Source organism: Bythopirellula superficialaquae (assembly GCF_059632245.1).
In genome coordinates this window covers 2,473,172-2,495,849 of sequence record NZ_CP197426.1, presented here as the reverse complement: position 1 = coordinate 2,495,849, position 22,678 = coordinate 2,473,172, and the positions used below count along the sequence as shown (strand labels likewise).

Genomic DNA, 22,678 nt, shown 5'->3' with positions numbered 1-22,678 from the left:
CCGAGTGAGCGCTGCGCCGGCAATCGCGGCAACTGTACCTACTAAACCGGGCGAAGCCGACGATTCTTTTGTCACAATAACCGTGTGTTCCTTTGCAAGCCTCTCGATGTCGGCAGTAGTTAAAGAAGGTGACGGTTGTCGTTTCCTTGGAACAAGCAGAAACCCAGCCACAGCGGCAATTGCTACAGTCGCTATTGGATTCTTTCTGACAATGTACCGCCAATCTGTCATATTTTGGACAGATTGTTTCGTAGCCTGCGCATCTCGATCTAGACGCCCCCGCACTACCTCCATCCGTGCAAGTACTTCGTCGATATTTTGCCGGCCATTAATGTGCATCTTAACACCTTTACCAACTAGTTTATTTTCCCAGCCGTTCGCGCAACATGGTTGGCATCGCTTGTTCGACCCGTTCTAGCAAGTTGCGGCCAAATCGTTCTGCAGTATGGCGATCAAATGCGCCATACGAACGTCGTGGCTCTTCGTGGGTCAACAGACGACTCAACAATAGCCCCACCCCAAAGCCAGCAAGACAGGTCACCATCAGCGAGCGAGCAGGGCGGTCCTGTATAAGCTGTGAAATTTGCTCCGTGCCTCGATGAACATAATTATTAACTGACGACAAACAATCGTCAGCACAGTTCGCCATATCTTCGTATTTTTCAGCAATCATGATTAATCTCCTTATATCAAAGCAGGCATTGCCTTATTTGGAGCGGAACATCAAACCGACGACAACCCCCACAAGCAAACCCGTGCCGAACGAAACAATGACCGATTCCGCAGGGCGTTGCCGGACCATATCCTGAGCACGACCATATTGTTCCTTGGCCATGTCAGATGCTTGATTCGCATACTCCTGTGCAGCCTGGGTCGCTCCTTGCACGGCTTGTGAAGCATTGCCGAGCATACTCGAGGACTGTTCCGAGAGAGATTTCAAAGTGTTCTCGATTTCTGTACGAGCAACACCTGTCTTTTTCTGAATGACACCGACCAAACGGTCAATGCTTCCTTCCACTTGCTTGAGGTCATCATCACTGATGTTGCCCCATTCCTGCTTGACGCGACCTTTGATATCGTTCCAAGTGCCGGTCAGTTCTTCTTTTGTAAGCATAGTAAGACTCCCTTTAAGTAAGAGTATTAAGGTAAGATCATTTAATTAGGTTGACGCACATATGCAATTAACAGGAGCAACCGTTGTGCCAATCAACGAAATTGTACGTCGTAATTTGTGCGGCCGCTTTTCCGATGAAAATCGAACTTTCCCATTTATTGATTCTTCCATTTAGCGAACCGGCGAGTCAACAAGACCAGCTATTTCGAGGAAAAATCAGGGTTCTTGCTGAGTTCTAAAGGTTCTGCGCCGGACGCTTCGAGCACTCCGGCAGCGTCAACTTGCATTGAATCGGTGTGCTCAAGATTCGAGAAATCAACAGCTACCAGAGTCTTGCCGTCGGCCACAGCGAGCTCATAGTAATCTGCCGCTTCCGTTTCGAAGCCACGCTCGGTCATTGCACCGGCTAGCCCACCCACGACTCCACCGGTCAGAAAGCTTGCTAAACCACCTGCAAGTAGAATTGGCACTCCTGCTCCCGTCACTATAGCTGCGACTGAGGTCAAACTTGCAAGTACAGCACCTGTGGTTCCTCCTAGCACGGCTGCACCCTTCCAATCTTCAGAATCAACATCTGGGCGATATTCTGGAAAATGCTGTCGAACCACGTCGCTGGAACTAATGACAGTAATCTGCTCTTGAGTGAGCCCGATATTCTCAAGCCCTCGAACAGCGGCTTCAGCGTCATGTAGCGTCGAGAAGACACCAACAATCATGTTGGTAGATTGTGTTTTTTCATTTTGCAACATAGCAGTCCCTTTCTCAGTGATCGAAATGCAAACTTGTTGACCAACTCGGTCGCAATTTGTATGCCGGCTCTTAGACTGCAATGAAGCAAATGCATCGGCATGCTCCCGGTCCAGGGTGATCGCTTAACGACCAGCACTTCATCAAACTCTTCAACCTTGCTCTGGCAAATTTAAGTGCAGAAATTAATGAGACAATTAAATTGCCTACAAAACGAAGCCTGCTTTTGTTTTGGCATAGTGATTGCATCCACTTAGGACGTCGAGACGCAAGAGCTCACTCGAACGTCTCAAGCCGACTTACATTGGGTCAAGCGGCGAAATCTTAGATTCACTTGTGGAAAGTTGAGGTGTGAGATGTTGAGTTGGGCGCTAACGTTTTTGATTGTTGCTTTGATCGCAGCTGCTCTCGGTTTTGGTGGTGTTGCCGGAGCTGCGACAGGCATTGCCAAAATATTGTTCTTTGTCTTTATAGTCCTGTTTCTGATCAGCTTGGTGGTTCCACGGTTGCGAAATTCCGTATAGCGGACATCACACACTGAAATAGTGGAACAGGCAAACTCCGCCGCTAGAACTCATGAGGCTAGCGGCGGTTTTTTTATGCGATAATGTTTATCTTGATTTAAGGTCTTTACCATGAGAGCTATCATTGTTCTTGCTTTAATTGTGTTGCTTATGGGATTCGCCGGCTGGTTAACTTTCGGAAGCGCCCCAGGCAAAACAAGCGTCACTATTGAAACGGATGAGATCCGGCGTGACACCGAAGATGCCTTGGAAAAGACGGAAGAGGTGATCAAGTCGGGAGCTCGTGCCATTTCGAATGACGACAATACAGTCCAAGAGCAACCGGTTGCTCCAAGCACCGCTTCCGCCGAATTAGAACGCCACTCCAGAGATACGGAACCTGTCACGACAACGCCCACTGAAACGCCAGTTACGAGTCCTGTGACGCCGTAAGTGCTTCTGAAAGAGGTTCTGTCTTGGGAGTATCGGTCAACTTTCTCGATTCATCAATCGCAGGATTGAGGATCAGTTGATGAATGTAAGTAAGTTTCTTGACGACCGGATCGGCAATAATCTCGGGCACAAGATCAAAGATTCCTAGGCATCGATTGATTTCGTTCACGATGATGCCCAGCTTTTGATAAGCAGTAATGTACTTGGTGCATTCGTCGTTCATCTTCATAGCTGGCAAGGGCAATTTAAGATGTTCCGCAGTATCGAGCACGGAACGGATATCAAGATAGAGTGCGAATGTTTCGGCAAAATCTTCCCAAGGATGTGCCGTCGAATATGCGCTTACGTAATTGAGAGCCCAATCAGGACGTGGACCGTTGGCATAATATTGGGTAAGTGCCGATCCGTAATCGGGATTATTATGGTCTCCAAAAAGGGCCGTGAAAGCTTCTTCGTCCGTGTCTTGCACAAGGAGCTGCCAATAGTAGTGCCCGACTTCGTGACGAAAATGACCGATTAAAGTTCGCTGGGCTTCGTTCATATCAACACGAAGTTGCTCGCGCTTGACATCGTCGGCCTCGTCGATATTGATCGTAATTTTTCCGTCAGCATGTCCTGTATAGACGTACTCTGTTTCTTCGCCTTTACGATAAACGCAATTGTCAGCGAGCACATTGCCTTTGAAGTCAAAACTCAGTGCTGGCACGACACCGCCATAGGGAAGATTGAGCAAATCCAGTTGGTAGAGAAGTCGCCGCTTAGCTTGTTCCAACCGGCGCCACTTAACTCGATTGATTTCAATGGCAAGATCAGGAATTGTTTCCGTGAGTACGCACGAAGTGCAAAGTGCATCCTGGGAGACTTCAGGATCAACCGCGACGAAGCGATTGCAAACTTGCTCAACGCTAAAGTTATGGCACTTCTGTGCGACTTGGCCGCAGTTGTCGCAAACAAAGTGCTCGTTATCGTTCAAAAAAGAAGCAATCTGACCGCAAGCCTCGCACCAACCCACATTGCGGCCGCACACTAAGCATTGAGTGTTCTCAAAGAATAAGCGGATACCACACTGGCAGGAAAAAGTACGCATATACCGAATCGACTCTTACGTGAAATGTTATTAATTGAACAAGCGAATTATACAAAAAGAGCGGCCGTATTACAGATGTTGTGAAACTCATACGTTTCACGAACAATGAGCAATACCGCCGCTCGTTGTGCACCATTATTCGATTAGCAATTGCAGCTCTTAGCGAATTGTTCCATTTCTTGATCAACTTTCTCCTTCGCGTAGCCATAACGCTCCTGAATACGGCCGGCAAGCTCTTCGCGCTTCCCTTCAACACGATCCAGATCGTCGTCGGTGAGCTTTCCCCATTGCTGCTTGGCTTTGCCCTTCATCTGTTTCCAATTGCCTTGAATTTGATCCCAGTTCATTGTTATTCTCCCACATAAGATATTGAATAAAAAAAAGCCGCCCCACGGCTTGCCCCGTGGAACGGCATCGTCGAGTGAGCAATTACTCACTCATTATCGATTGGTATTGACGTTGACACTCACGCCATAATGACGGTCGTTGTCTGTCGACCACTTCTCATTGCCAAAATCTGGCCAGTGGTCTTGATCAAAACCAGGGGCTTTTTCCAGCTTTTCCTTGGTTGTGTTTAACGAAAGATAAGAATTGCCATCTTCGTCCTTGCGGCATTCAAAAGCCTTCCAGGGAACGGCAACCATCTTATCGCCAATGCCCAAGAAGCCGCCGACAGAGACTGCCGCATAACGAATAGTTCCGTTCTCGGCATCGAGAACTAGATCATCAACTTCGCCAATCGTGTCTTCATTGTTCGGAGACATGACATTAAGACCTAGGACTTCACTCGCACGATGAATCTTGCTGGCAGCCGAGTTAACGTCGCCACGATAGTTCGCCGAATGCTGCTGGTCTGCTGGTTTCTGTAGACTTGGGTCAATGGTTTGTACTTCTTGGGCATGAGTAAGCCCGACGCAGGCGAACACAATCGCGAGTGCGCCAAACAGTTTCGTGACAGACATCTTCATTTCTCCTTTATTGCGGCCTTGATAGGCCATATTCGAGTAGATCGGCGTCAGAGCGACTAACGTCCGAAGTGTTTCTTCCCAGACATTCTCTGGAAAGCGATGAGCATCTTGAGTTGCAAAGACTATGCCGGTCATTGGTCGTTAGTACGCACTAAAGGAACTAAACCAAAGATTGGGCCTAATAAAAAGCGGATGGCAATTTACTGGACGTTTACGAACCATTTCGCCGTACGAGCGAGCAGCAAAATAGGGCGGCGAGAAAAGTAGCCGTGCGTTTTACGGCAAATCTCAAACTGAGCCACTTGCTACGGCAAACCCATAGTGAACATACTGTTACTAATTGATTTGGTTGGTTTGTAATCGCTCAGAATTAACTTCGCTAAAATCACAATGGCTTGAATTCGTTCATTCCTGCTGTTTTTCTTTTGCAGAAGGATTACGTGACTTGCAGCTGCATCGACTCCCCTTGGACAATCGGCTATTTGCGGCCTTTGGACTGATTGTCGTTTTGTTACTTGTCAGTGCCGTCGTGAGTTATTTGAACACGAAACAGCTGCATGAAGATTCTAAGTGGGTGGCTCACACCCACGAAGTAATCGCCGCCTTGGACAGCCTACTAGCCTCGGCGGTTGATGCTGAAACCGGCCAACGCGGATTTATTATTACTGGCAAGGAAAGCTATCTTGAACCCTACCACTCAGCTTTGTCCGTGATCCATGACCGAATGGAGGATCTAGAAAAGCTGACATCGGACAATGAGCGGCAACAAAAGCGTGTTGCCGACATCAACACTTCGCTCCATGGTCGTCTCGCAATTCTGAAGGATGTGCTCGACAAGCGCAATTTAGAGGGATTTGAAGCTGCGCAAGAGGATCTCAAGGGAGATCGCGGTAAAGAACAAATGGATCTGCTGCGGATGCAGATTAGCGAGATGCTGGAAGCAGAACATGCTCTGCTGTTCCGTCGGTCCCAGGAAAGTCGCAATAGCTACCGGACAGCAGTCACTAGCGGTGCTATTTCCTCGCTGTTGGGAGTTCTTGCCATCGGCATGCTGTTTTATTTTGTCTCTCGCAGTATGAGCGATCGTGATCGAGCGGCTGAAATTATTCACCGTGAGCGGGAGCAGCTCGAGATAACCCTGACAAGCATTGGCGATGGCGTCATTGCTACCGATCCCCAGGGCCGTGTGACGATGCTTAATCCGATTGCCGTGGAATTGACGGGCTGGACGCAAGAAGACGCGGCCGGCCAAGATTTGACCACCGTTTTTAATATCGTCAACGAAACCACAGGGGAAGTCGTTGATAATCCGGCCCTACGGGCGCTTGAGCAGGGCACGATCGTTGGCTTAGCTAATCACACGGAATTGATTGCCAAAGATGGCAGCCGGTGCGCGATTGCCGACAGCGCCTCTCCCATACGCGGTTTAAGCGGAGAAATTCATGGAGCCGTGCTGGTCTTTCGTGACGTTTCCGAAGATCGCCAGTCGGAAAAGGCGTTGCGAGAAAGTGAAGCCCTTAAAAGCGCTATTCTCAATACGGCTTTGGACGCCATGATCACCTGCGACCATGAAGGCCGCGTCATCGAATTCAATCCGGCCGCCGAGCAAATCTTTGGCTATTCACGTGATGTCGCCATGGGAAAAGAACTCGGCGACCTGATTGTCCCGCCCAGCCTGCGCGATCGCCATAAGCAGGGTATGATTCGCCATCTTGAAACAGGCCAATCGTCGATTCTCAACAAAAGATTGGAATTAACCGCATTACGTGCTGATGGAACTGAATTTCCCGTCGAACTAGCGATCACGCGAATTCAAGGCGAGGGCTTGCCTCGATTTACGGCCTATCTACGCGACATAACTCAGGAAAAGAAGGCGAAAGCCGAACTCGCTGAACGGATCCAATTGCTGGCTGAAAATCGCAAGTTGCTGGAAGTAACACTCACAAGTATCGGTGATGCAGTCATGACGACTGATGCCGAAGGGCGTGTTACCTTCCTAAACAGCGTTGCGCAACAACTGACCGGGTGGACCCAAGAGGAAGCAGCTGGCCAACTCGCTAACCACGTATTCCATATTATTAACGAGACTTCCAGCGAACTTGTAGAAAGTCCTGTTGACAAGGTGCTTCGTGAAGGAGTCATCGTTGGTCTTGCGAACCACACTATTCTTGTTGCGAAGGATGGCCAGAGACATCCGATTGACGATAGCGGCGCTCCGATCCTCGTAGAGGGCGAAATCTTGGGAGTTGTGGTGGTCTTCCGAGACGTCGCTGAACGTCGGCGTGCCGAAACAGAACTTCAGGAATCGCGGCAGTTTCTTGTGGAATCCTTAGATGCGTTACCGGCTCACATTGCTGTGGTCGACAAGGCAGGCACGATCCTGTTGGTCAATGATGCCTGGCAACAGTTTGCGAAGCAGAATCAAACTATTGATGCTGACTATGGTGTAGGCACAAATTACTTACAGGCTTGCGAAAGCTACGGCCATGGCGAAGGTTGCCAAGATGGAGCTATCGCCGCACAAGCCATCCGGGATGTCCTTGCAAAGAAAACCTCTTATTTTGAAATGGAGTATCCATGCCACAGTCCGGATGCCTCACGCTGGTTTTTGATGCGGGTGAATCGGTTCGAGTCTGGTGACGGCCCGAGGGCAATTATATCCCATGAAAATATTACCTCGCGCGTAGAGGCCGAAGCCAATGTGCGTGAGAGCGAGGAAAACTTCCGTAGTCTGGCCGACAATATTTCGCAGCTCGCCTGGATGACCGATGAGACAGGTTATATCTTCTGGTACAACCGTCAATGGTTAGAGTATACGGGAACGACACTCGCGGACATGAAAGGCTGGGGATGGCAAACCATCCATCATCCTGACCATGTCGATCGAGTCACCGAAAAATTCAAGCAAGCTCTGGTAACGGGCGAATTCTGGGAGGATACGTTCCCTCTGCGTGGCCAAGATGGACAATATCGCTGGTTCCTTTCGCGTGCCCGGCCGATTCACAACTCGGACGGCAAAATTGTCCGCTGGTTTGGAACCAACACGGATATTTCGGAACTACGAGAGCTCGAGAATGCTTTGCTCGAGGCTGATCAACGTAAAGATCAATTCCTGGCCACGCTAGGACACGAGCTTCGTAATCCGCTCGCTGGCATTTTAGGAGGCATCGAAATCCTTGAGTCGCCCACACATGATGCAGAAGATCAAATTGAAGCGCAAAGAATCATCGGGCGGCAATCTCGGTTTATGCAACGCTTAATCGACGATTTGCTCGACGTTTCACGCATAGTTCGTGGCAAAGTGACGCTCGACAAAAGCACCTTTGATCTCACGCTGTTAATTCGCGAAGTGATTTTTGACTGTCGCCGCGAAATGGATGAGAAAGGCCTGACTATAACGCTGTCGATTGAAAGTGAACCGTTACCAATCAACGGAGACCGGGAACGCTTACGCCAAGTCTTTACCAATCTAATTCACAATGCTGGCAAATTCACCGAGCCGGGGGGCGGAATAGAGGTTGTCGTTGATAAGTCCGCAAACAACGGTGTCATAAAAGTTGTGGATACCGGTATTGGCATGTCCCCAACAACGCTCAACAGCATCTTCCACCCCTTCGTTCAAGCTGACATTTCGTTGGAAAGGGGCAGGGGAGGGCTCGGACTGGGTCTAGCGATTGTCAAAGGGCTTGTTGAACTTCATGAGGGTCGAGTCCAAGCCACAAGTGCCGGACTGAATCAGGGAAGCACCTTTCAAGTTGAGTTGCCGCTCGAAGCTACACTTCCCGCTCAGAAATCACCTAGCCCCAATGAAAATTTCGATTCCTCTGTTGGCACATTGTCAGTGCTGGTGATTGATGATCGCCGGGATGCTTCTTACCCAATCATCAAGTTTCTGGAAAAAGAAGGGCATCGCGTTCACACCGCTTTTGATGGGCCAAGTGGAGTGCAAACAGCTCATCAATATCAGCCTGACGTTGTGGTTTGCGATATTGGCTTGCCCGGGATCGATGGTTACGAAGTCGCACGCCAGCTACGCTCTGACGCCAAATTTGGCAGATGCCTTCTGATAGCAGTGACTGGATACGGACAGCCACAGGACAAAAATGCGGCTCACGACGCAGGCTTTGATTTGCACCTAGTAAAACCTGTTGATCGCACTCTGCTATTACAAGCAATTCATAACTGGAACACCAATCAGAAATAATGATTTCTGACACAGCATTTTGGGAGCTTAGGCACCATGCAGTTGGATGGCACAAAGACAAGCTATTGGAGGAACAGGTAAATGAGACAAATTAGACAAAAGTAGCGGGTGAAAAATTGGCAGTTATCTCAATGGCGCACTATTTGCACAATGCCGAGCCATACTTAGGGGGAAACCGCTCTTTTTGGAGAACTGCAAAATGTTAGTTTTGTCTCGCAAGGAAGGTGATGAAATTTTGCTGCCCGAATTGGACATTGTTGTCCGCGTGCTGAAAATTCGTGGCAAAGCTGTGTCCATTGGGATTGAAGCTCCCCGGGGCATTCGCATTTTGCGGAGTGAACTGGAATCGCACTCTTATCCCTCAGAACCGATGTGGGATGACGAATTGGTCCATGCGGTGGGCTAATACTTAGTCAGTTGGTCTAATGCTTTGTCCGCGGTAATCGACCCAATTATCGATCGCACGGGCTGCTGACCAACAAAGTAATGCCCAGGTGGCACCTGCGGCCCAACCCGCCAAAACGTCGGTTGGCCAATGAACGCCCAAGTACACACGGCTTAAGCCAACGAGTACGGTGAGCAACACGCCAAGAGTTAGAAAAAACATCTTCAAGCTGCGCAGTTTCTCCGCTTGGGCCATGATAGCGCCCAAGGTGAGATATGTCGTTGCGGCCATCATGGCGTGTCCACTGGGGAAACTTTTGGTCAACACATACGATCCGTGCGGCACAATATCTGGTCGTGGGCGGTCGAAGGCTGATTTCAACACCGTGCTTAGCAGAATGCCACCCACCGTTGCCACAATGATAAGCATGGCCGTTTGACGTCGGTTGCGAATCCATTCGTAAATCGCGACGGATATTGTGAGTGGGGTAAGAATTGCATACCCACCCAAGGCCGTAATATCCCGCATCACTTCCTCGAACCAGCGGGGACCAATCGGGTCTGATTTATCGATGGGATCACGCAATGACAAAACGATCCATTCATCGATTTCACGCGAATCTCCTTCGTTCACGGCATCCGCAAGTTCAATAAAGGTCCACACGCCTCCCGCACTTAAGATCAAAAGAATCAGTATCACTGGTTCGCGCACGACGGCAGCAATAAATTTCTGCATGAGAATTTAACCGTTCTGGAATTCCTCGCCCACGATGACATTCAACGCTGCCGGCAAGCAGCGGAATGAAATCGGTTGCTCATCGACAATGTCACCATCCAAAGAGAATTTAACAGGGGGTTGTGATTTCAACGCAATATGTCGGGCCTGTCGGTAAATGACCTGATTGGAATCAATATAGTCGTCGAACAAATACCGAGCTGACAAGTCTGCAAGGTCAATCATTGTGCCCGACTGGATGATTACCAAGTCCAGCAAACCGTCGTTTAACCGCGCCTGGGGAGCGACTTCCACGCGACCAGCGGATGTTTTCCCATTGGCGACAAGGAGATTCCACACAGAGTAGTCCTGCGGCTCGGCACCGTCGATGCTTATCGTCGTATCAAAGCTCTTCAGATCGTTGAGAATACTCACTGCCCCCCTGATGTAACAGAGTGCTCCCCAGCGTTGCTTCATCTCCGCGGTGATTGCTTCAGTCACACGATGGCTATTACCCCCGGTAGCAATGTTTGCAAAGCGAGTCGTCAGCGTTTCTGTCTCCAGTTCAACCACGTCAACAGCTTGAACACGGCGATTTTGCAGCGTTTCCCAGGCTAATTCTGGGTCGTTCGAAATCGCCAGTGACGCACACCAATCGTTGGCCGTGCCAAGGGGTAAGACGCCGAGAGTGACATCATTCGGCGCTGTGCTTAATCCATTGATCACCGAATTCACCGTGCCATCACCACCAGCAGCGATAATCAACTTGGTTCCTTGCTCGCAGGCGATTCTCACTTTTGCTTGAGCATCGGTGGCGGAAGTGGGCTCATAAATCGTCACTTCAGGATGATCGATGAATTTTTGGCGAATCGCCACAGCTTGCTCGATTGACCCTGCATTCGGATTCCAAATAACAAGTGTGTTTTTATCCATAACTCATATTGTTATGAAAATGCCATGCCGTCAGATATTCGAGAGCAAACAGTGGCTTTTTCTCGAAGTTGCAGAGTTTCTGGTCGTCGTGAAACCAACTATTGGTTTAAAGATGACCTTCTTTGAGATCATGTTCCAGTACTTCAGTAAATCACCAGGTATATCCCATGAAACAGGTTGATATTAACGTCGGCATAATAAATGCAATATTTGTATATAGATTCTCCACTTCGTCCAGTTAGCTTAAGTCCAAATGAAAGGCACGCGAAATGTCAACCGTTTGTGGGCCGAACAATCGCCAGACCACGAAGGAAATTCAGACCGTGAAAGTTGAAGGAATGGGATGCATACTTCACGAGGAGGGTGTTGCATTTAGAGTTTGGGCTCCACACGCTGAGAGCGTCAGCGTGATTGGCACTTTCAATGAATGGAAGGAGACTGCCAATGTCCTCGAAGCTGAGGCTAACGGACATTGGTATATCAATGTTCCTGAAGCAAAGATTGGCGACGAGTATCGTTACGTCATTATCAATGGTGACCAAAAACTCAGTCGCATTGACCCCTACAGCCGTGAGGTGACAAATTCGATCGGCAACTCGGTTGTGCATGATCCTGAATTCGATTGGGAAAGTGACGATTTTACGATTGCCGCTTTCAACGAACTCATTATCTATGAAATGCACGTCGGAACATTCAATCGCTCCCGACCTAATGTACCCGGCACCTTTGAACAAGTAGCTCATAAGCTGGATTACTTGCGGCGCTTGGGCGTCAATTGCATTCAACTCATGCCCACGGCAGAGTTTGCTGGGGATCTCTCTTGGGGTTACAATCCTGCCCATATCTACGCGGTCGAGAGTGCTTATGGCGGTCCCTGTGGCTTGAAGGAACTTGTCAAACGCGCCCATCAACATGGCATCGCGGTCATTTTGGACGTCGTTTACAACCATTTCGGACCGAGCGATCTCGATATCTGGCAATTTGATGGTTGGAGTCAAGACGGCAAAGGGGGTATCTACTTCTACAACGACTGGAAATCAAGCACTCCTTGGGGAGATTCGCGCCCCGATTACGGCCGCGCGGAAGTGCGTAGCTATATCCACGATAACGCCATGATGTGGCTCGAAGATTATCACATGGACGGTTTGCGTTATGATATGACGCTCTTCATGCGATCCGTAGACGGCGCACGCGAGCTACCAGAGGGTTGGTCGTTGGCGCAGTGGGTTAACCGCGAGACCCATTTCAAATATCCGCACAAAATCACGATCGCTGAGGACTTGCAAAACAACGACTGGATGACCAAACCCGCCGACTGGGGCGGGGCAGGTTTTTCCAGTCAATGGGACGCTGGCTTCGTGCATCCGATTCGCAACGTTGTGCAACAAACGGAAGACCAATATCGATCAATGTTCGCGGTCCGTGATGCACTGTGCCATCGCTACAACTATTCCGCATTCGAGCGAGTTATCTACAGCGAATCGCACGACGAAGTTGCCAACGGAAAAGCTCGTGTCCCATCGGAAATCGATCCCAAAGATCCTAAAGGTTGGTACGCACAGAAACGGTCTACGCTTGCGGCCTGCATGGTCTTCACGGCCCCGGGAATTCCGATGATCTTTCAAGGCCAAGAATTTCTCCGTAGCGGTTGGTTTGATGACTCGCGCGGGATCGACTGGAGTGAAGAGAAAGACTGCGAAGGAATCGTTCGCCTGTACCGCGACCTAATTCGCTTACGGCTGAATAAAAAGGGTTTCACTTCTGGACTGACGGGCCAAAAAATTGAATGCCATCACCTAAATGATAGTGACAAACTTATTGCATTCCGACGCTGGAAAGACGGAGGGCAGGGCGACGACACAATCATAGTCGCCAATTTCTCCAATAAGGCATGGGAAGACTATCGCATCGGCTTTGTGCGTGAGGGACATTGGCAGCTTCGATTCAATAGTGATGCGAAGTTCTATAGTGAAGAATTCGATAACTTTAACTCTCGCGATGTTCAAGCCGAAGCAATCTCATACGATGGGCTCCCTGCTAGTGGTTCCATAAACATCGCCCCCTACAGCGTACTTATCTTTTCTGAGAACGTTTCTTAACACTATCTTATCAAAGGATACGATCCATGCTTGCGACTTCAGAGTTTGCTATTGGAGAACAGCCAGGCAACGGCTGTTATCGCTGCTGCAAATGCCATTCTTATGTGGCTCAGTTGCTGGGGCCCGAAGAGCAACTGCCACCTTGTGAAAATTGTGGATCAGCTGACGACGTGCGCTATAAGGCCGCTGACCGAGAAGCGTGCGATTCGCACGGTCCTGAGGAATGATGTAACTTCGTTTCGACAATACAGTTAAAGAGGGGCATGCTATCAATGCCCGCTTTTTAAATCAATTCTTTGCTTCGGGAAGTTCCTCTGTGTCAGCTTGAACATCTGATTGTGTTTCAGGGTTTTGTGTGCGAATGAGCACCCAGCCATCGATGACCTGAACATTGACGGGAAGAACTCCGTCTTTACCTGTTAGATCAACGCCGGGGATACCAATATCGGGCAACTGTTCGGCTAGCCACGCCCCCGCATTATCGATTGCCTCTGGGATTGTCCCTTCGGGCCTAGCAATGAGTGCAGTTTGAAACCAGAGCTCGGTATCACTCGGGTCGACGCCTTCCACTGGGCAAACCTTCGCAAGTGGCGATGCATCGCCACCAGCAAAACTGACGTTGATGCAATTCGAGCTCGTGGAAAACTGAACACCGGCGTCGTTTAATTTTGGCAAAATCACCGACATTAACGGGCGATTATCGATACGTTTGTTGAGTTTTGCAATCTGTTGATCGACGATTCGATCAACGTCAGCCAGTACCTGTTTGTCGGTATGCTCGCCGCTGATTCGCTCTGCCGTCGCATTGCATTCAATCGCACGCCGCGTGGCAATTCGGCTCACAAGCCGTCCCCTTAAGCCAGGCAAAGTCGAGTCTGCGCCCAAAGGGATGATTCTGGTCGTACTCTCAATCGTACCGGGAGTGGTGACAAATTCCTCGCCATCAAATCGGACAATCTTCTTGGCCGTCCAAGTCGTGATCGATCGGGAATGAATAATCGCTGGTCCGTTGCGACCTACAGTCCGAGAATCTGTGGAACCTGAGATTTTCACGTTAAACGAAGCATTATCTTGATCGGCCTTAGTATCAACGTCGGCCCGCCCTTTTGTATGGGCGGTTCCAGTGGCATGGGTGCCGAGAACAACTCGTGTTACAGGAGTGCGTTTATTGATGTCGCGCGCGAAAAGCTCTTCGAGGTAACGCTCGGAAACCCGCATTATCATTACGCCACGCAGTTCGATCTTTGGAACTTCAATCTCTTCAGAGGCATCCTGCTCCTCGGCAGCTGGCTCCTCGGCAGCTGGCTGAGCGATAGATTGGGGGCTAAACGGTCTAATTGGCAGGAGTGTGAACAGCACCGTTAACAAGATGACTCTACACATAGTGATGAAGCCTAAGCTAAGGAAATGTTGCATTAATAAAAGAGAATTTGTTCCTAGAAAGTAAATCAGCAAGGCGCATGCCATTAAGAATTAGCATTTTTCTAGTTGCGTTCAGATTACAGCGGAATGATTGCTTGGCACGGCAGATGCATTCAAAAGTAAGTACAGAATCGGAAGTGTTACTCGACAGAACGAAGAGGCGAATTATGAATAACTCATATTCCAATCGAAGAATCAATATGCTCCCTCCCGAACATCATCTCCCTCACGAGTCAGACGAGCATAAATTCATTTCAGCCAAAGACCCCATGCACATGGTAGAAGTGGTACGGTCAGCGGAAATTGCCAAGCAAGCAATTGAGGCAGATCAATATGCACGGGAGTCACTGCCAACGGCAGCCAAGGAAGAGTTGGCTCACGATCTCGGCTACAAGAGTGCTCGGCACATGATGGAGCAAACCGAGATAGTTACTCTGCCAACGGGATCGTACATGCATTTGACGATCGACTCCGACGGATTCTGGGTCGCCTGGAATGACAAGCCCAATTATGACTTACAACGCTTCAATAGCAGACAACACGCGCTCACGTCACTGCGCGAGGATGCGGAATCGATCGTTCTGCAAAGCTAGGGAAAGGTACGGAAAAATGCTTTTCTAATAGTTCGTCTGCAGGAATGAGACGGCAACGTGCATTGGTAACGGTTCAAAGTAGAAGCGATAGGCAACAGATTCGGCTGATATTTCGGGGGATAACCTTAAAACCGGTTTGAGCCCTGTGCTTGCCCTGGATTTTTGTTGTTGAGATAGGCAAAATGGTGACTCCTCCTTATCCCCAATTTCCCTCTCAACCTTGACCCATCTCCAATATGCGATTTATTGCGTTTTTGCTCCTTGCCACAACATTAATACAAACACCTTGTTTGGTTTTCGCTGAAACCGGGACAGAATTAAAAAACTTTTCTGCTCATCAAGATCAGGCCAGGATGTTTCTGGCAAGGATGTCGCTCGCCGAGAAGATTGGGCAAATGACTCAGGCCGAGTTAGGTCATCTCAAGGGTTACGATGAGATCACGGAACTCTTCCTGGGCTCGATCCTAAGTGGCGGTAGTTCCGACCCCAAGGCGGGCAACGACCTCGCCTCTTGGACAGCGGCCGTTGAAGATTGTCAGGCCGCCGCACTCAAAACGCCACTCAAGATCCCACTCCTTTACGGCATCGATGCCGTGCATGGCCACAGTAATTTGTTAGATGCAGTCATCTTCCCGCATAACATTGGCTTGGGTTGCACGCGGAGTGCTGATCTCGTGCGCGAAGTAAATCGTATCACTGCCGACGAAATTCGGGCGAGCACAATCAATTGGAATTTTGCACCCTGTGTCGCCGTTCCGCGTGATATTCGCTGGGGCCGCACCTATGAAGGCTTCTCTGAAGATCCCGAACTTTCTGGCAGGTTGGGTGAGGCGGCTGTATTGGGTTTACAAGGCCACAACCTGAGCGACCCGACGCGAGTACTTGCCTGCGCCAAGCATTTCGTTGCCGATGGAGGAACAAAGGCCGAAATAAGACTAGCCGATTGGGAGGGCTTCGGAGATGAAAAGCGACTACGTCTCGATCAGGGTAATGTTGAAATCGATGAAATCACGTTAAGAGAAATCCATCTTGCACCTTATTTACCTGCCATCGAAGCGGGCGTTGGAACGATCATGCCTTCCTACAGCAGCTGGAATGGCGTGAAATGCTCGGCGAGCAAAGAGCTGCTCACGGATATCTTGAAAGACGAATTGGGCTTCGAAGGATTTCTCATTTCGGATTACAACGCCATCGATCAAATCTCGAAGGACTACAAGGAAGCGATCAAAATCTCCGTCAATGCGGGCATGGATATGTTCATGGTACCTGGAAAATATCGTGAATTTATCACGTTGCTGACCGAATTGGTCAACGAGGGAGAAGTACCGCTGGAACGAATCGATGATGCCGTTCTACGTATTCTTCAAGTAAAAGCTGCGATGGGATTGTTAGACCCTGGTGTGACGCTCACAGCGGATAAAACATTAAAAGAACAATTTGGCTCGGAGGCCCATCGCAAAGTTGCACGGCAAGCGGTCCGCGAATCGCTCGTTTTATTGAAGAACGACGAAAAGACCTTACCTCTTTCTAAAAACCTCAAGCATATTCACGTCGCGGGAGTTGCTGCTGACGACATTGGTATCCAATGCGGTGGTTGGACGATTGACTGGCAAGGCAAAGCAGGCGATGTCACCACGGGTGGAACGACATTGCTGGCCGCCTTACGCGAAAAATTGGGCGATAATGTTAAGGTCACATCTTCTACCGACGGCAGTGGTGCTGAAGGCGCCGACCTAATTCTTGCGGTGGTTGGAGAAATCCCTTATGCCGAGGGGGCCGGTGACGACGATGATTTGAAGCTTCCTAAAGCTGATCTGACGATGCTTGCCCAAGTCAGCGAGAGCAATATTCCAACGGTGGTTGTCCTTTATTCAGGCCGGCCATTGGATATCAGTGATGTCATTGGACAAGCTGATGCCTTCGTCGCGGCTTGGTTGCCGGGAACAGAAGGAGCCGGCATCGTGGACGTGCTCCTGGGAGACTTCTCACCGACGGGCAAGCTCTCCTTCACTTGGCCTAAGTCCGCCGCACAAGAGCCAATCAATGTCGGCGACGATGAATATGACCCACTGTTTCCTTTTGGCTATGGCTTGACCTACGACAAGTAAGCAACGCCTCGCTTTAAGTGTCTTCAGCCAGTTACTGCTATCGAGCCGCTGGGACCTGCGGGGTAGTGTCTGGTAGTATCTCGAGCTTGAAATTGCGGAAGCGCACTTCCGTAGGACCACCTGAGTGTAGCTGCAAGGCAAAGATGCCGCGTCGCTTACCTTCGGGATCCTCTAAATCCACGCACAAGTTGCCATTAATCCAGGTTTGGATATGTGAGCCTTCTGCACGGATTTCGTACTTGTTCCACTGATCCGGAAGCACAAACTGCTCGCCAGATTCTTTCCACAACAACTCACGGCCATGTTCCTCGTAGAGCTTGCCCCACCAATCAAGGCCGATATCCGCCTGATAGCCGGCAACTTCCGTGAAACCCTTGATCGGTTGGCTGCGAAACTGAACCCCACTGTTGCCAGCGTTGTCCTTTAGCATCACTTCAACGGACAAATGAAAATTCTCGGCACTTAAGTCGCTAAGCAAAAACGAATTCTGCTTAAGACCTTCGCTCTTACCGACAATTTCACCATTTTCAACCGACCATAATTTTTCGTCGCCTTGCCAGCCGGTCAAATCTTGGCCATTAAAAATCAGGCTCGCATTGCTCTCGGCGGCCAACAGCGGAACTTGTTTTTTTCCTCGCAAGTATGCGAAGAGCGCCAAAATCTCGTCCTCAGTGAATTGAGCGAGTTGATTCTCCGGCATCATCGAAGATTCGCTAAGCATTCGCTCGTCGATCTCTTCCTTGGGGACAACCAATGTCTCGGCAGTACTGCGGATGGTCACCGACTTGTCATCCTCGGCAATGACGATACCCGTGATCACGCGCCCTGTATCGGTGATGAGGACTGAAGTTTGATACTCCTTGGAAATCAAGGAGCTGGGATCCACGATATTGGTCAAAAGATATTCGGCGTCGGCCCGATTGGAACCCGTTAAATCGGGTCCAATATTGTTGCCCGTGCCGTAAAGAGTATGACACTGTTGGCAAGTTCGGTTGAAGACTGCTCGCCCTAATTCGGAATCAGCCTGAGTCGCTTTTGTTGAAGCAAGTAATTTCCGGTAGTCTGCCATCAATTTTAACTTGTCGGCGGCGGTCGTGCGAACTTGGCCCCATATCTCTGTCAGCAGTTTGTTAATTTTCTCATTTTCAAGATTGTTCAATTGACGAACGAGATCCGCTGACAGATCAGATTTAGGAATTTGGCCCTCTTGAATAGCTTGCAATAGTGCAACGGCATATTCTGCGCGTGACGACAACGTGGAAATCGCCTTTTGTTTTTCACCGAGCGAGTAAACTTGGTAAGCCGCTAAGACCGCTTGCGGTGTTGCTGAATCATCGTAGAGCGCCAAACCATTGAGCGCGACGTCTCGCATCGAAGCCTCGGCAAGCAGCTTCTGCAAAGTTTTCACCAACTCAGGATCTTTAGCGGCCAATAAGGCTTTAAGAGCTTCACGGCGTTTATCAAGGTCCGAATCTTTCGATTCGATCAACTCCCGAAACGCAGCAAAAGCATTCACATCTCCGAATTTTATCCCGAGAGCAGTCGCTTGCGTGCGCAAGATTTCATCCGTTGACTTGCCCAATGTCTGGTAAACGCTCGACCACTCGGCGGGCGATTTGACAAGCCGCTGCCCTTCAAGGGCTTGTCGCATCGCCGCGATAATCGCCAACTGCTCATCAAGCTGTGTTGATTTACCCAACGCAGCAACCAACGCTGTTAAAACTTCTGGTGAATCCAAACTTGCCACGCGCCGAAGCATGAAATCACGAACCTTTGGCAAGTTCTTGCCGCACGAAAGGCCAAATTCTAGTGCATGGCTTGGTTCGGCCTCCGCCAACGGCTCGGCCGCATACCACACCATGAGCGGTAAATTCTGATCTCCCGCGTCTTCGCTATGGCTTGCCAATCCCGCGAGGATTTCCCAGCGACTCTCAAGCGGAATGCGTTGAAGAGCGGAGGCAAGGTACAACCGCACCACAGGCGAAGGATCTTGATGAGCAAGTTCTGCAAGCTTTGTCAAAAACTCTGCACTGGCAGAACCGCGATCGAGCGCGAGCTGAATCGCCCAGCCACGGACATAAGCACTTTCATCAGCTAACAATTCTTGAGTTAACGCCGCGTCAATCTTGCCGATCCCATGCAACGCCCAAATCGCTCGTAGCCGGCGAGTATCGTCTTCATTCTTTGTGGCGATCTCGATGAGTTTTTCTGTAGCTTTGTTATCGATCTCGCGATCACCAGCGCGTTCTTGAAGAATGCGACGGGCATGGCGAACATACCAATCATTGTTATTCAGCATGGCCTCGGCCAACTCCAAATCGCTCCACGACTTGAGGTCAACGACAACAGGCTCCGAATCACCATAAACGACTTTATAAATGCGACCATTACTCCGATCATGCAAATCTCGATTGCCATCGTGACAGGCCTGCATGTCGTACCAATCGATAACATAAACTTGCCCATCAGGCCCGTAACGAAAGTTGAGCATCTGCGAAGCGCGATCTTGCGTCAGCAGGAAATCGGGACCATGGCTCCCTACGAGGCCAGAACCGTGAGGCTTGACGATGTCGGTGTTTAAACGTTGGCCGTGAATGTTGTTCATCACGATCGCATTCCGATATTTCTCGGGCCAAGCTCCTCCCAAGTAAAACATGGCACCAGCGTGCGCGTGGCCTCCGCCGGCTTCATTGGACTTCGCATTCCCCGAGTGAGGTGTGTCTCCAAGATAGTGAAAATGGTCGGCAATCGTTTTGATATCGTCGTAAGTGAAACGATTGAAATGCTCGCCGGCTTGGCGATGGTAGCGGCCCCCTTGGATGATGTGAAACAAATGAGGAATCACACAAGCTGTGACAACCGCTTGCCCATGATCGTTGAAATCGATTCCCCAGGGATTGCTCGTCCCGTTAGCAAAAACTTCAAACTTATGTCGCGTGGGATGATACCGCCAAATCGCCGCGTTGAGCGGCACGCGATCCTTCGGCAAGCTTCCTGGCTTACCGACGAGAGAATGCGTGAAAACACCGTGGCAACCATAGAGCCAACCGTCCGGCCCCCAAGTGAAAGTGTTTAGAGTTTCATGCGTGTCTTGAAATCCCCAGCCATCCAGCAGGATTTCAGGCTTACCATCAGGCACATCATCGCCATCCTTGTCGGGAATAAATAGTAAATAAGGCGCTGCACCAACCCAGACCCCACCGAATCCAACTTCAAAACCGCTGACGAGGTTCAAACCTTCTGCGAAGACCTTCCGCTTATCAAAATGCCCGTCGCCATCTTTATCCTCGAAGATCAGCAGGCGGTCTTGTCCTTCACCTTCGGGAGCACGATTTGGGTATTCATACGCCTCGGCCACCCAAACTCGCCCACGGTCATCGAGGGCCATGGCGATGGGCTGCTTAACGTCTGGCTCCGCAGCGAATACCTTTGCTTCGAATCCATCCGGCAAAATCATTTCGGCAACGGATTCATCCGGCGATAGACCACTGTGCGGATATTCATCGAGTTGCAATACATTTGATTCGAGAACTGAGATCTGTGGCCTGGTATCCCAAAAGCGGAAATGGTCGTAGTTGACGTGCCCCCAAGGGACGCTTGATTCATCGACGATTCGCAGAAAGATCTCTTTACCGATATGGTTGCTAAGATCAGCCACCACAGGATTCATCTGCTCGTTATCTCGACCGCTGGCTGTAAAAATGATCTCATCAGTATCCGCTCGGACTATTTCCACACGAGTTGAGTTCTGTGATCCTCCACCCACCAAGAGGGTTGCGAAGGGATGAGAAACAATGAAATTCGCAGATGTAAAGGTTCCTTGAGGTTCGTCACCACCAATCTCGAAGCTGCCTACCCAACGATCGCCGCGGTGACCGCTAATCATGTCACCGCGTCGCGTGTGAACGGTGTCTCCCCAAACAGGCTGTTTTTCAAAAGCCGACCCCGTGGCCGTCCAATCGCGGGCGTCACCAGCTTCAAAGTCGAGATTGATGACTCTGCCGTTTGGATCTTGCGCGAGATAGCCGTCTTTCGGCTGTTTTCTGTTGACTTGCCGTTGAGTAGCGACCAACTTGACGTCGGCCGTAGGGCGAGGCTGGGCTTTTTGCCATGCAGCGTGATCCACTGGCTGAGCATGATGTAGTAATGCAAAAGTTCCCTTCTTATTGCCGACAATCAAGTCGAGCCATTCGTCGCCGTTGAGATCGGCAACAACGATCTGTGTACCGACACCAGATGATCTGTCGATCAGATGGGGAACAAAACGTACTGTTCCATCTTCACGAACTGTCTCGAACCAATAGTTAACCGCGGGATCAAGAGAACCCGGATCTTGATCCTTATGAGCCCAAAATCGCTTGCCGGTGATAATGTCCAGCACACCATCGCCATTCATATCGGCGAGCGCCAACGCATGAAGTTGTGAGAAAGCAACTCCATACTCATTATCTTCAGGCCGCTCGCCCATGATGACATGTTCACGAAACTCAATTTCCCCTTCGGAACTCGTGGCAACATTTTCGAACCAGGACAATCCATAGGCGTGAGCCGCCTTGCTTGTAACAACATCGTTATCGCCATCGGCGTCAAAGTCATAGGCATACATTTGCGCCCCACCGGCGTCAGCAAACGGAACCGGATGAAACCTCCAATTTTCACCCTTAGCAAGAGTCGCTGGCTGTTCCCACCAACCTTGCTTCTCCAGCAGATCGACCCGGCCATCTTTATTAACGTCGCCAATACCTAGTCCATGATGGAAGTGATCGTAGCCACGATCAGGCGAAATCGCATGAAACAACCATGGTTGCGCAGGCTTGTTGGCGTCGTACTCCGCATATCCGAGTTGGCCATTGGTGTGACATATTATCTCTGGTTTGCCATCGCCATTGATATCGCCGAATGTGGGAGATTCATTATCAACGGTCGGGAAAGCCAAATGCTTCTGCCAGTGGCCAGACTTCTCGCGTGGATTCTCGTACCAAACAGCTTCCTTGCCCGGAAAACCAATGACAAGTACATCAAGCCATTCGTCGTTATTAAAGTCATGTGCGAAGGCAAAGAAGTTGTCTGAATAGCCGTCAATGGAAAAAGCCTGTGGAGCGTAGAGTTCGGTGCGCTCCGTAAACTCTGGACCCGCATACCAATATGGTCCGGCAACCAAATCAGGATGACCATCTCGATTCAGATCGGCGGCCGTTGCGCCTTCGCATGTAAATTGATCGCTGAGCTGTCGTCGTTCAAACGAGTGGACGAAATGCTTGTCTTCGGCGGATGCAGTGGCACTTAAACAAATGGCCAGCACCCAGCCAACCAGAAAATTCCTGGCGGTCATATTTCAATTCCCTTAC

18 protein-coding genes are annotated in these 22,678 nt (G+C 49.9%); 8 read left to right on the top strand and 10 right to left on the bottom strand.

Annotated features, from left to right (window positions below; translation table 11 throughout):
• Positions 1 to 361: 361 nt before the first annotated feature.
• The 3 genes from SH678x_RS10155 to SH678x_RS10145 form a co-directional block, all read right to left on the bottom strand.
• Positions 362 to 673, bottom strand: coding sequence for a hypothetical protein (locus tag SH678x_RS10155; RefSeq protein WP_496922794.1), 312 nt, complete (start codon positions 671 to 673; stop codon positions 362 to 364).
• 33 nt (positions 674 to 706) lie between these two features.
• Positions 707 to 1,114 (bottom strand): CsbD family protein, encoded by a 408-nt coding sequence (locus tag SH678x_RS10150; protein WP_496922793.1) that lies wholly within the window; start codon positions 1,112 to 1,114, stop codon positions 707 to 709.
• Positions 1,115 to 1,314: 200 nt separating this feature from the next.
• Positions 1,315 to 1,863: a hypothetical protein gene (locus SH678x_RS10145; protein WP_496922792.1), complete on the bottom strand. Its 549-nt coding sequence runs from the start codon at positions 1,861 to 1,863 to the stop codon at positions 1,315 to 1,317.
• A gap of 354 nt (positions 1,864 to 2,217) precedes the next feature.
• Between SH678x_RS10145 and SH678x_RS10140 the strand changes: the two genes are divergently transcribed.
• Together SH678x_RS10140 and SH678x_RS10135 are read left to right on the top strand one after the other, a co-directional pair.
• The gene (locus tag SH678x_RS10140) at positions 2,218 to 2,385 is read left to right on the top strand and encodes a DUF1328 domain-containing protein (RefSeq protein WP_496922791.1); all 168 of its coding nucleotides are present in this window, start codon (positions 2,218 to 2,220) and stop codon (positions 2,383 to 2,385) included.
• Positions 2,386 to 2,496: 111 nt separating this feature from the next.
• The gene (locus tag SH678x_RS10135) at positions 2,497 to 2,817 is read left to right on the top strand and encodes a hypothetical protein (protein ID WP_496922790.1); all 321 of its coding nucleotides are present in this window, start codon (positions 2,497 to 2,499) and stop codon (positions 2,815 to 2,817) included.
• Here the strand turns inward: SH678x_RS10135 and SH678x_RS10130 are convergent.
• The 3 genes from SH678x_RS10130 to SH678x_RS10120 all read right to left on the bottom strand — a co-directional run bounded on the left by SH678x_RS10130 (position 2,795) and on the right by SH678x_RS10120 (position 4,866).
• Positions 2,795 to 3,904: a zinc-binding metallopeptidase family protein gene (locus SH678x_RS10130; protein WP_496922789.1), complete on the bottom strand. Its 1,110-nt coding sequence runs from the start codon at positions 3,902 to 3,904 to the stop codon at positions 2,795 to 2,797. The two genes, SH678x_RS10135 and SH678x_RS10130, sit on opposite strands and share 23 nt — an antisense overlap.
• Before the next feature lie 143 nt (positions 3,905 to 4,047).
• A complete protein-coding gene (locus tag SH678x_RS10125) occupies positions 4,048 to 4,251 on the bottom strand; it encodes a CsbD family protein (RefSeq protein ID WP_496922788.1) in 204 nt (67 codons plus the stop codon).
• A gap of 93 nt (positions 4,252 to 4,344) precedes the next feature.
• Positions 4,345 to 4,866 carry a PRC-barrel domain-containing protein gene (locus SH678x_RS10120; RefSeq protein ID WP_496922787.1) on the bottom strand — a complete coding sequence of 174 codons (522 nt, stop codon included), beginning with the start codon at positions 4,864 to 4,866 and terminating at the stop codon, positions 4,345 to 4,347.
• A 451-nt stretch (positions 4,867 to 5,317) separates the two neighbouring features.
• Here SH678x_RS10120 and SH678x_RS10115 point away from each other — a divergent pair, with 451 nt between their 5' ends.
• Positions 5,318 to 9,076, top strand: a complete 3,759-nt coding sequence (locus SH678x_RS10115) for a PAS domain S-box protein (RefSeq protein WP_496922786.1) — start codon at positions 5,318 to 5,320, stop codon at positions 9,074 to 9,076.
• A gap of 199 nt (positions 9,077 to 9,275) precedes the next feature.
• A complete protein-coding gene (locus tag SH678x_RS10110; protein WP_496922785.1) occupies positions 9,276 to 9,482 on the top strand; it encodes a carbon storage regulator in 207 nt (68 codons plus the stop codon).
• Positions 9,483 to 9,485: 3 nt separating this feature from the next.
• On the opposite strand, the gene SH678x_RS10105 is transcribed toward SH678x_RS10110, so the two are convergent.
• Entirely contained in the window at positions 9,486 to 10,196 is a 711-nt protein-coding gene (locus SH678x_RS10105; RefSeq protein WP_496922784.1) for a phosphatase PAP2 family protein, read from the bottom strand.
• Between the two features lie 6 nt (positions 10,197 to 10,202).
• Positions 10,203 to 11,108: a diacylglycerol/lipid kinase family protein gene (locus tag SH678x_RS10100; protein WP_496922783.1), complete on the bottom strand. Its 906-nt coding sequence runs from the start codon at positions 11,106 to 11,108 to the stop codon at positions 10,203 to 10,205.
• Between the two features lie 269 nt (positions 11,109 to 11,377).
• Between SH678x_RS10100 and SH678x_RS10095 the strand changes: the two genes are divergently transcribed.
• Positions 11,378 to 13,207, top strand: coding sequence for an alpha-amylase family glycosyl hydrolase (locus SH678x_RS10095; protein WP_496922782.1), 1,830 nt, complete (start codon positions 11,378 to 11,380; stop codon positions 13,205 to 13,207).
• A gap of 26 nt (positions 13,208 to 13,233) precedes the next feature.
• The gene (locus SH678x_RS10090) at positions 13,234 to 13,434 is read left to right on the top strand and encodes a hypothetical protein (protein WP_496922781.1); all 201 of its coding nucleotides are present in this window, start codon (positions 13,234 to 13,236) and stop codon (positions 13,432 to 13,434) included.
• 61 nt (positions 13,435 to 13,495) lie between these two features.
• Here the strand turns inward: SH678x_RS10090 and SH678x_RS10085 are convergent, their stop codons facing one another.
• On the bottom strand, positions 13,496 to 14,590 hold the full coding sequence (locus SH678x_RS10085) for a hypothetical protein (RefSeq protein WP_496922780.1): 1,095 nt from the start codon (positions 14,588 to 14,590) through the stop codon (positions 13,496 to 13,498).
• 239 nt (positions 14,591 to 14,829) lie between these two features.
• On the opposite strand from SH678x_RS10085, the gene SH678x_RS10080 reads away from it, so the two are divergent.
• Complete coding sequence (locus SH678x_RS10080) at positions 14,830 to 15,222, top strand: hypothetical protein (RefSeq protein WP_496922779.1); 393 nt, start codon at positions 14,830 to 14,832, stop codon at positions 15,220 to 15,222.
• 353 nt (positions 15,223 to 15,575) lie between these two features.
• On the top strand, positions 15,576 to 17,330 hold the full coding sequence (locus SH678x_RS10075; protein ID WP_496922778.1) for a glycoside hydrolase family 3 protein: 1,755 nt from the start codon (positions 15,576 to 15,578) through the stop codon (positions 17,328 to 17,330).
• Positions 17,331 to 17,367: 37 nt separating this feature from the next.
• Here the strand turns inward: SH678x_RS10075 and SH678x_RS10070 are convergent, their stop codons facing one another.
• Positions 17,368 to 22,662 (bottom strand): PVC-type heme-binding CxxCH protein, encoded by a 5,295-nt coding sequence (locus SH678x_RS10070; RefSeq protein WP_496922777.1) that lies wholly within the window; start codon positions 22,660 to 22,662, stop codon positions 17,368 to 17,370.
• Positions 22,663 to 22,678 lie beyond the last annotated feature (16 nt).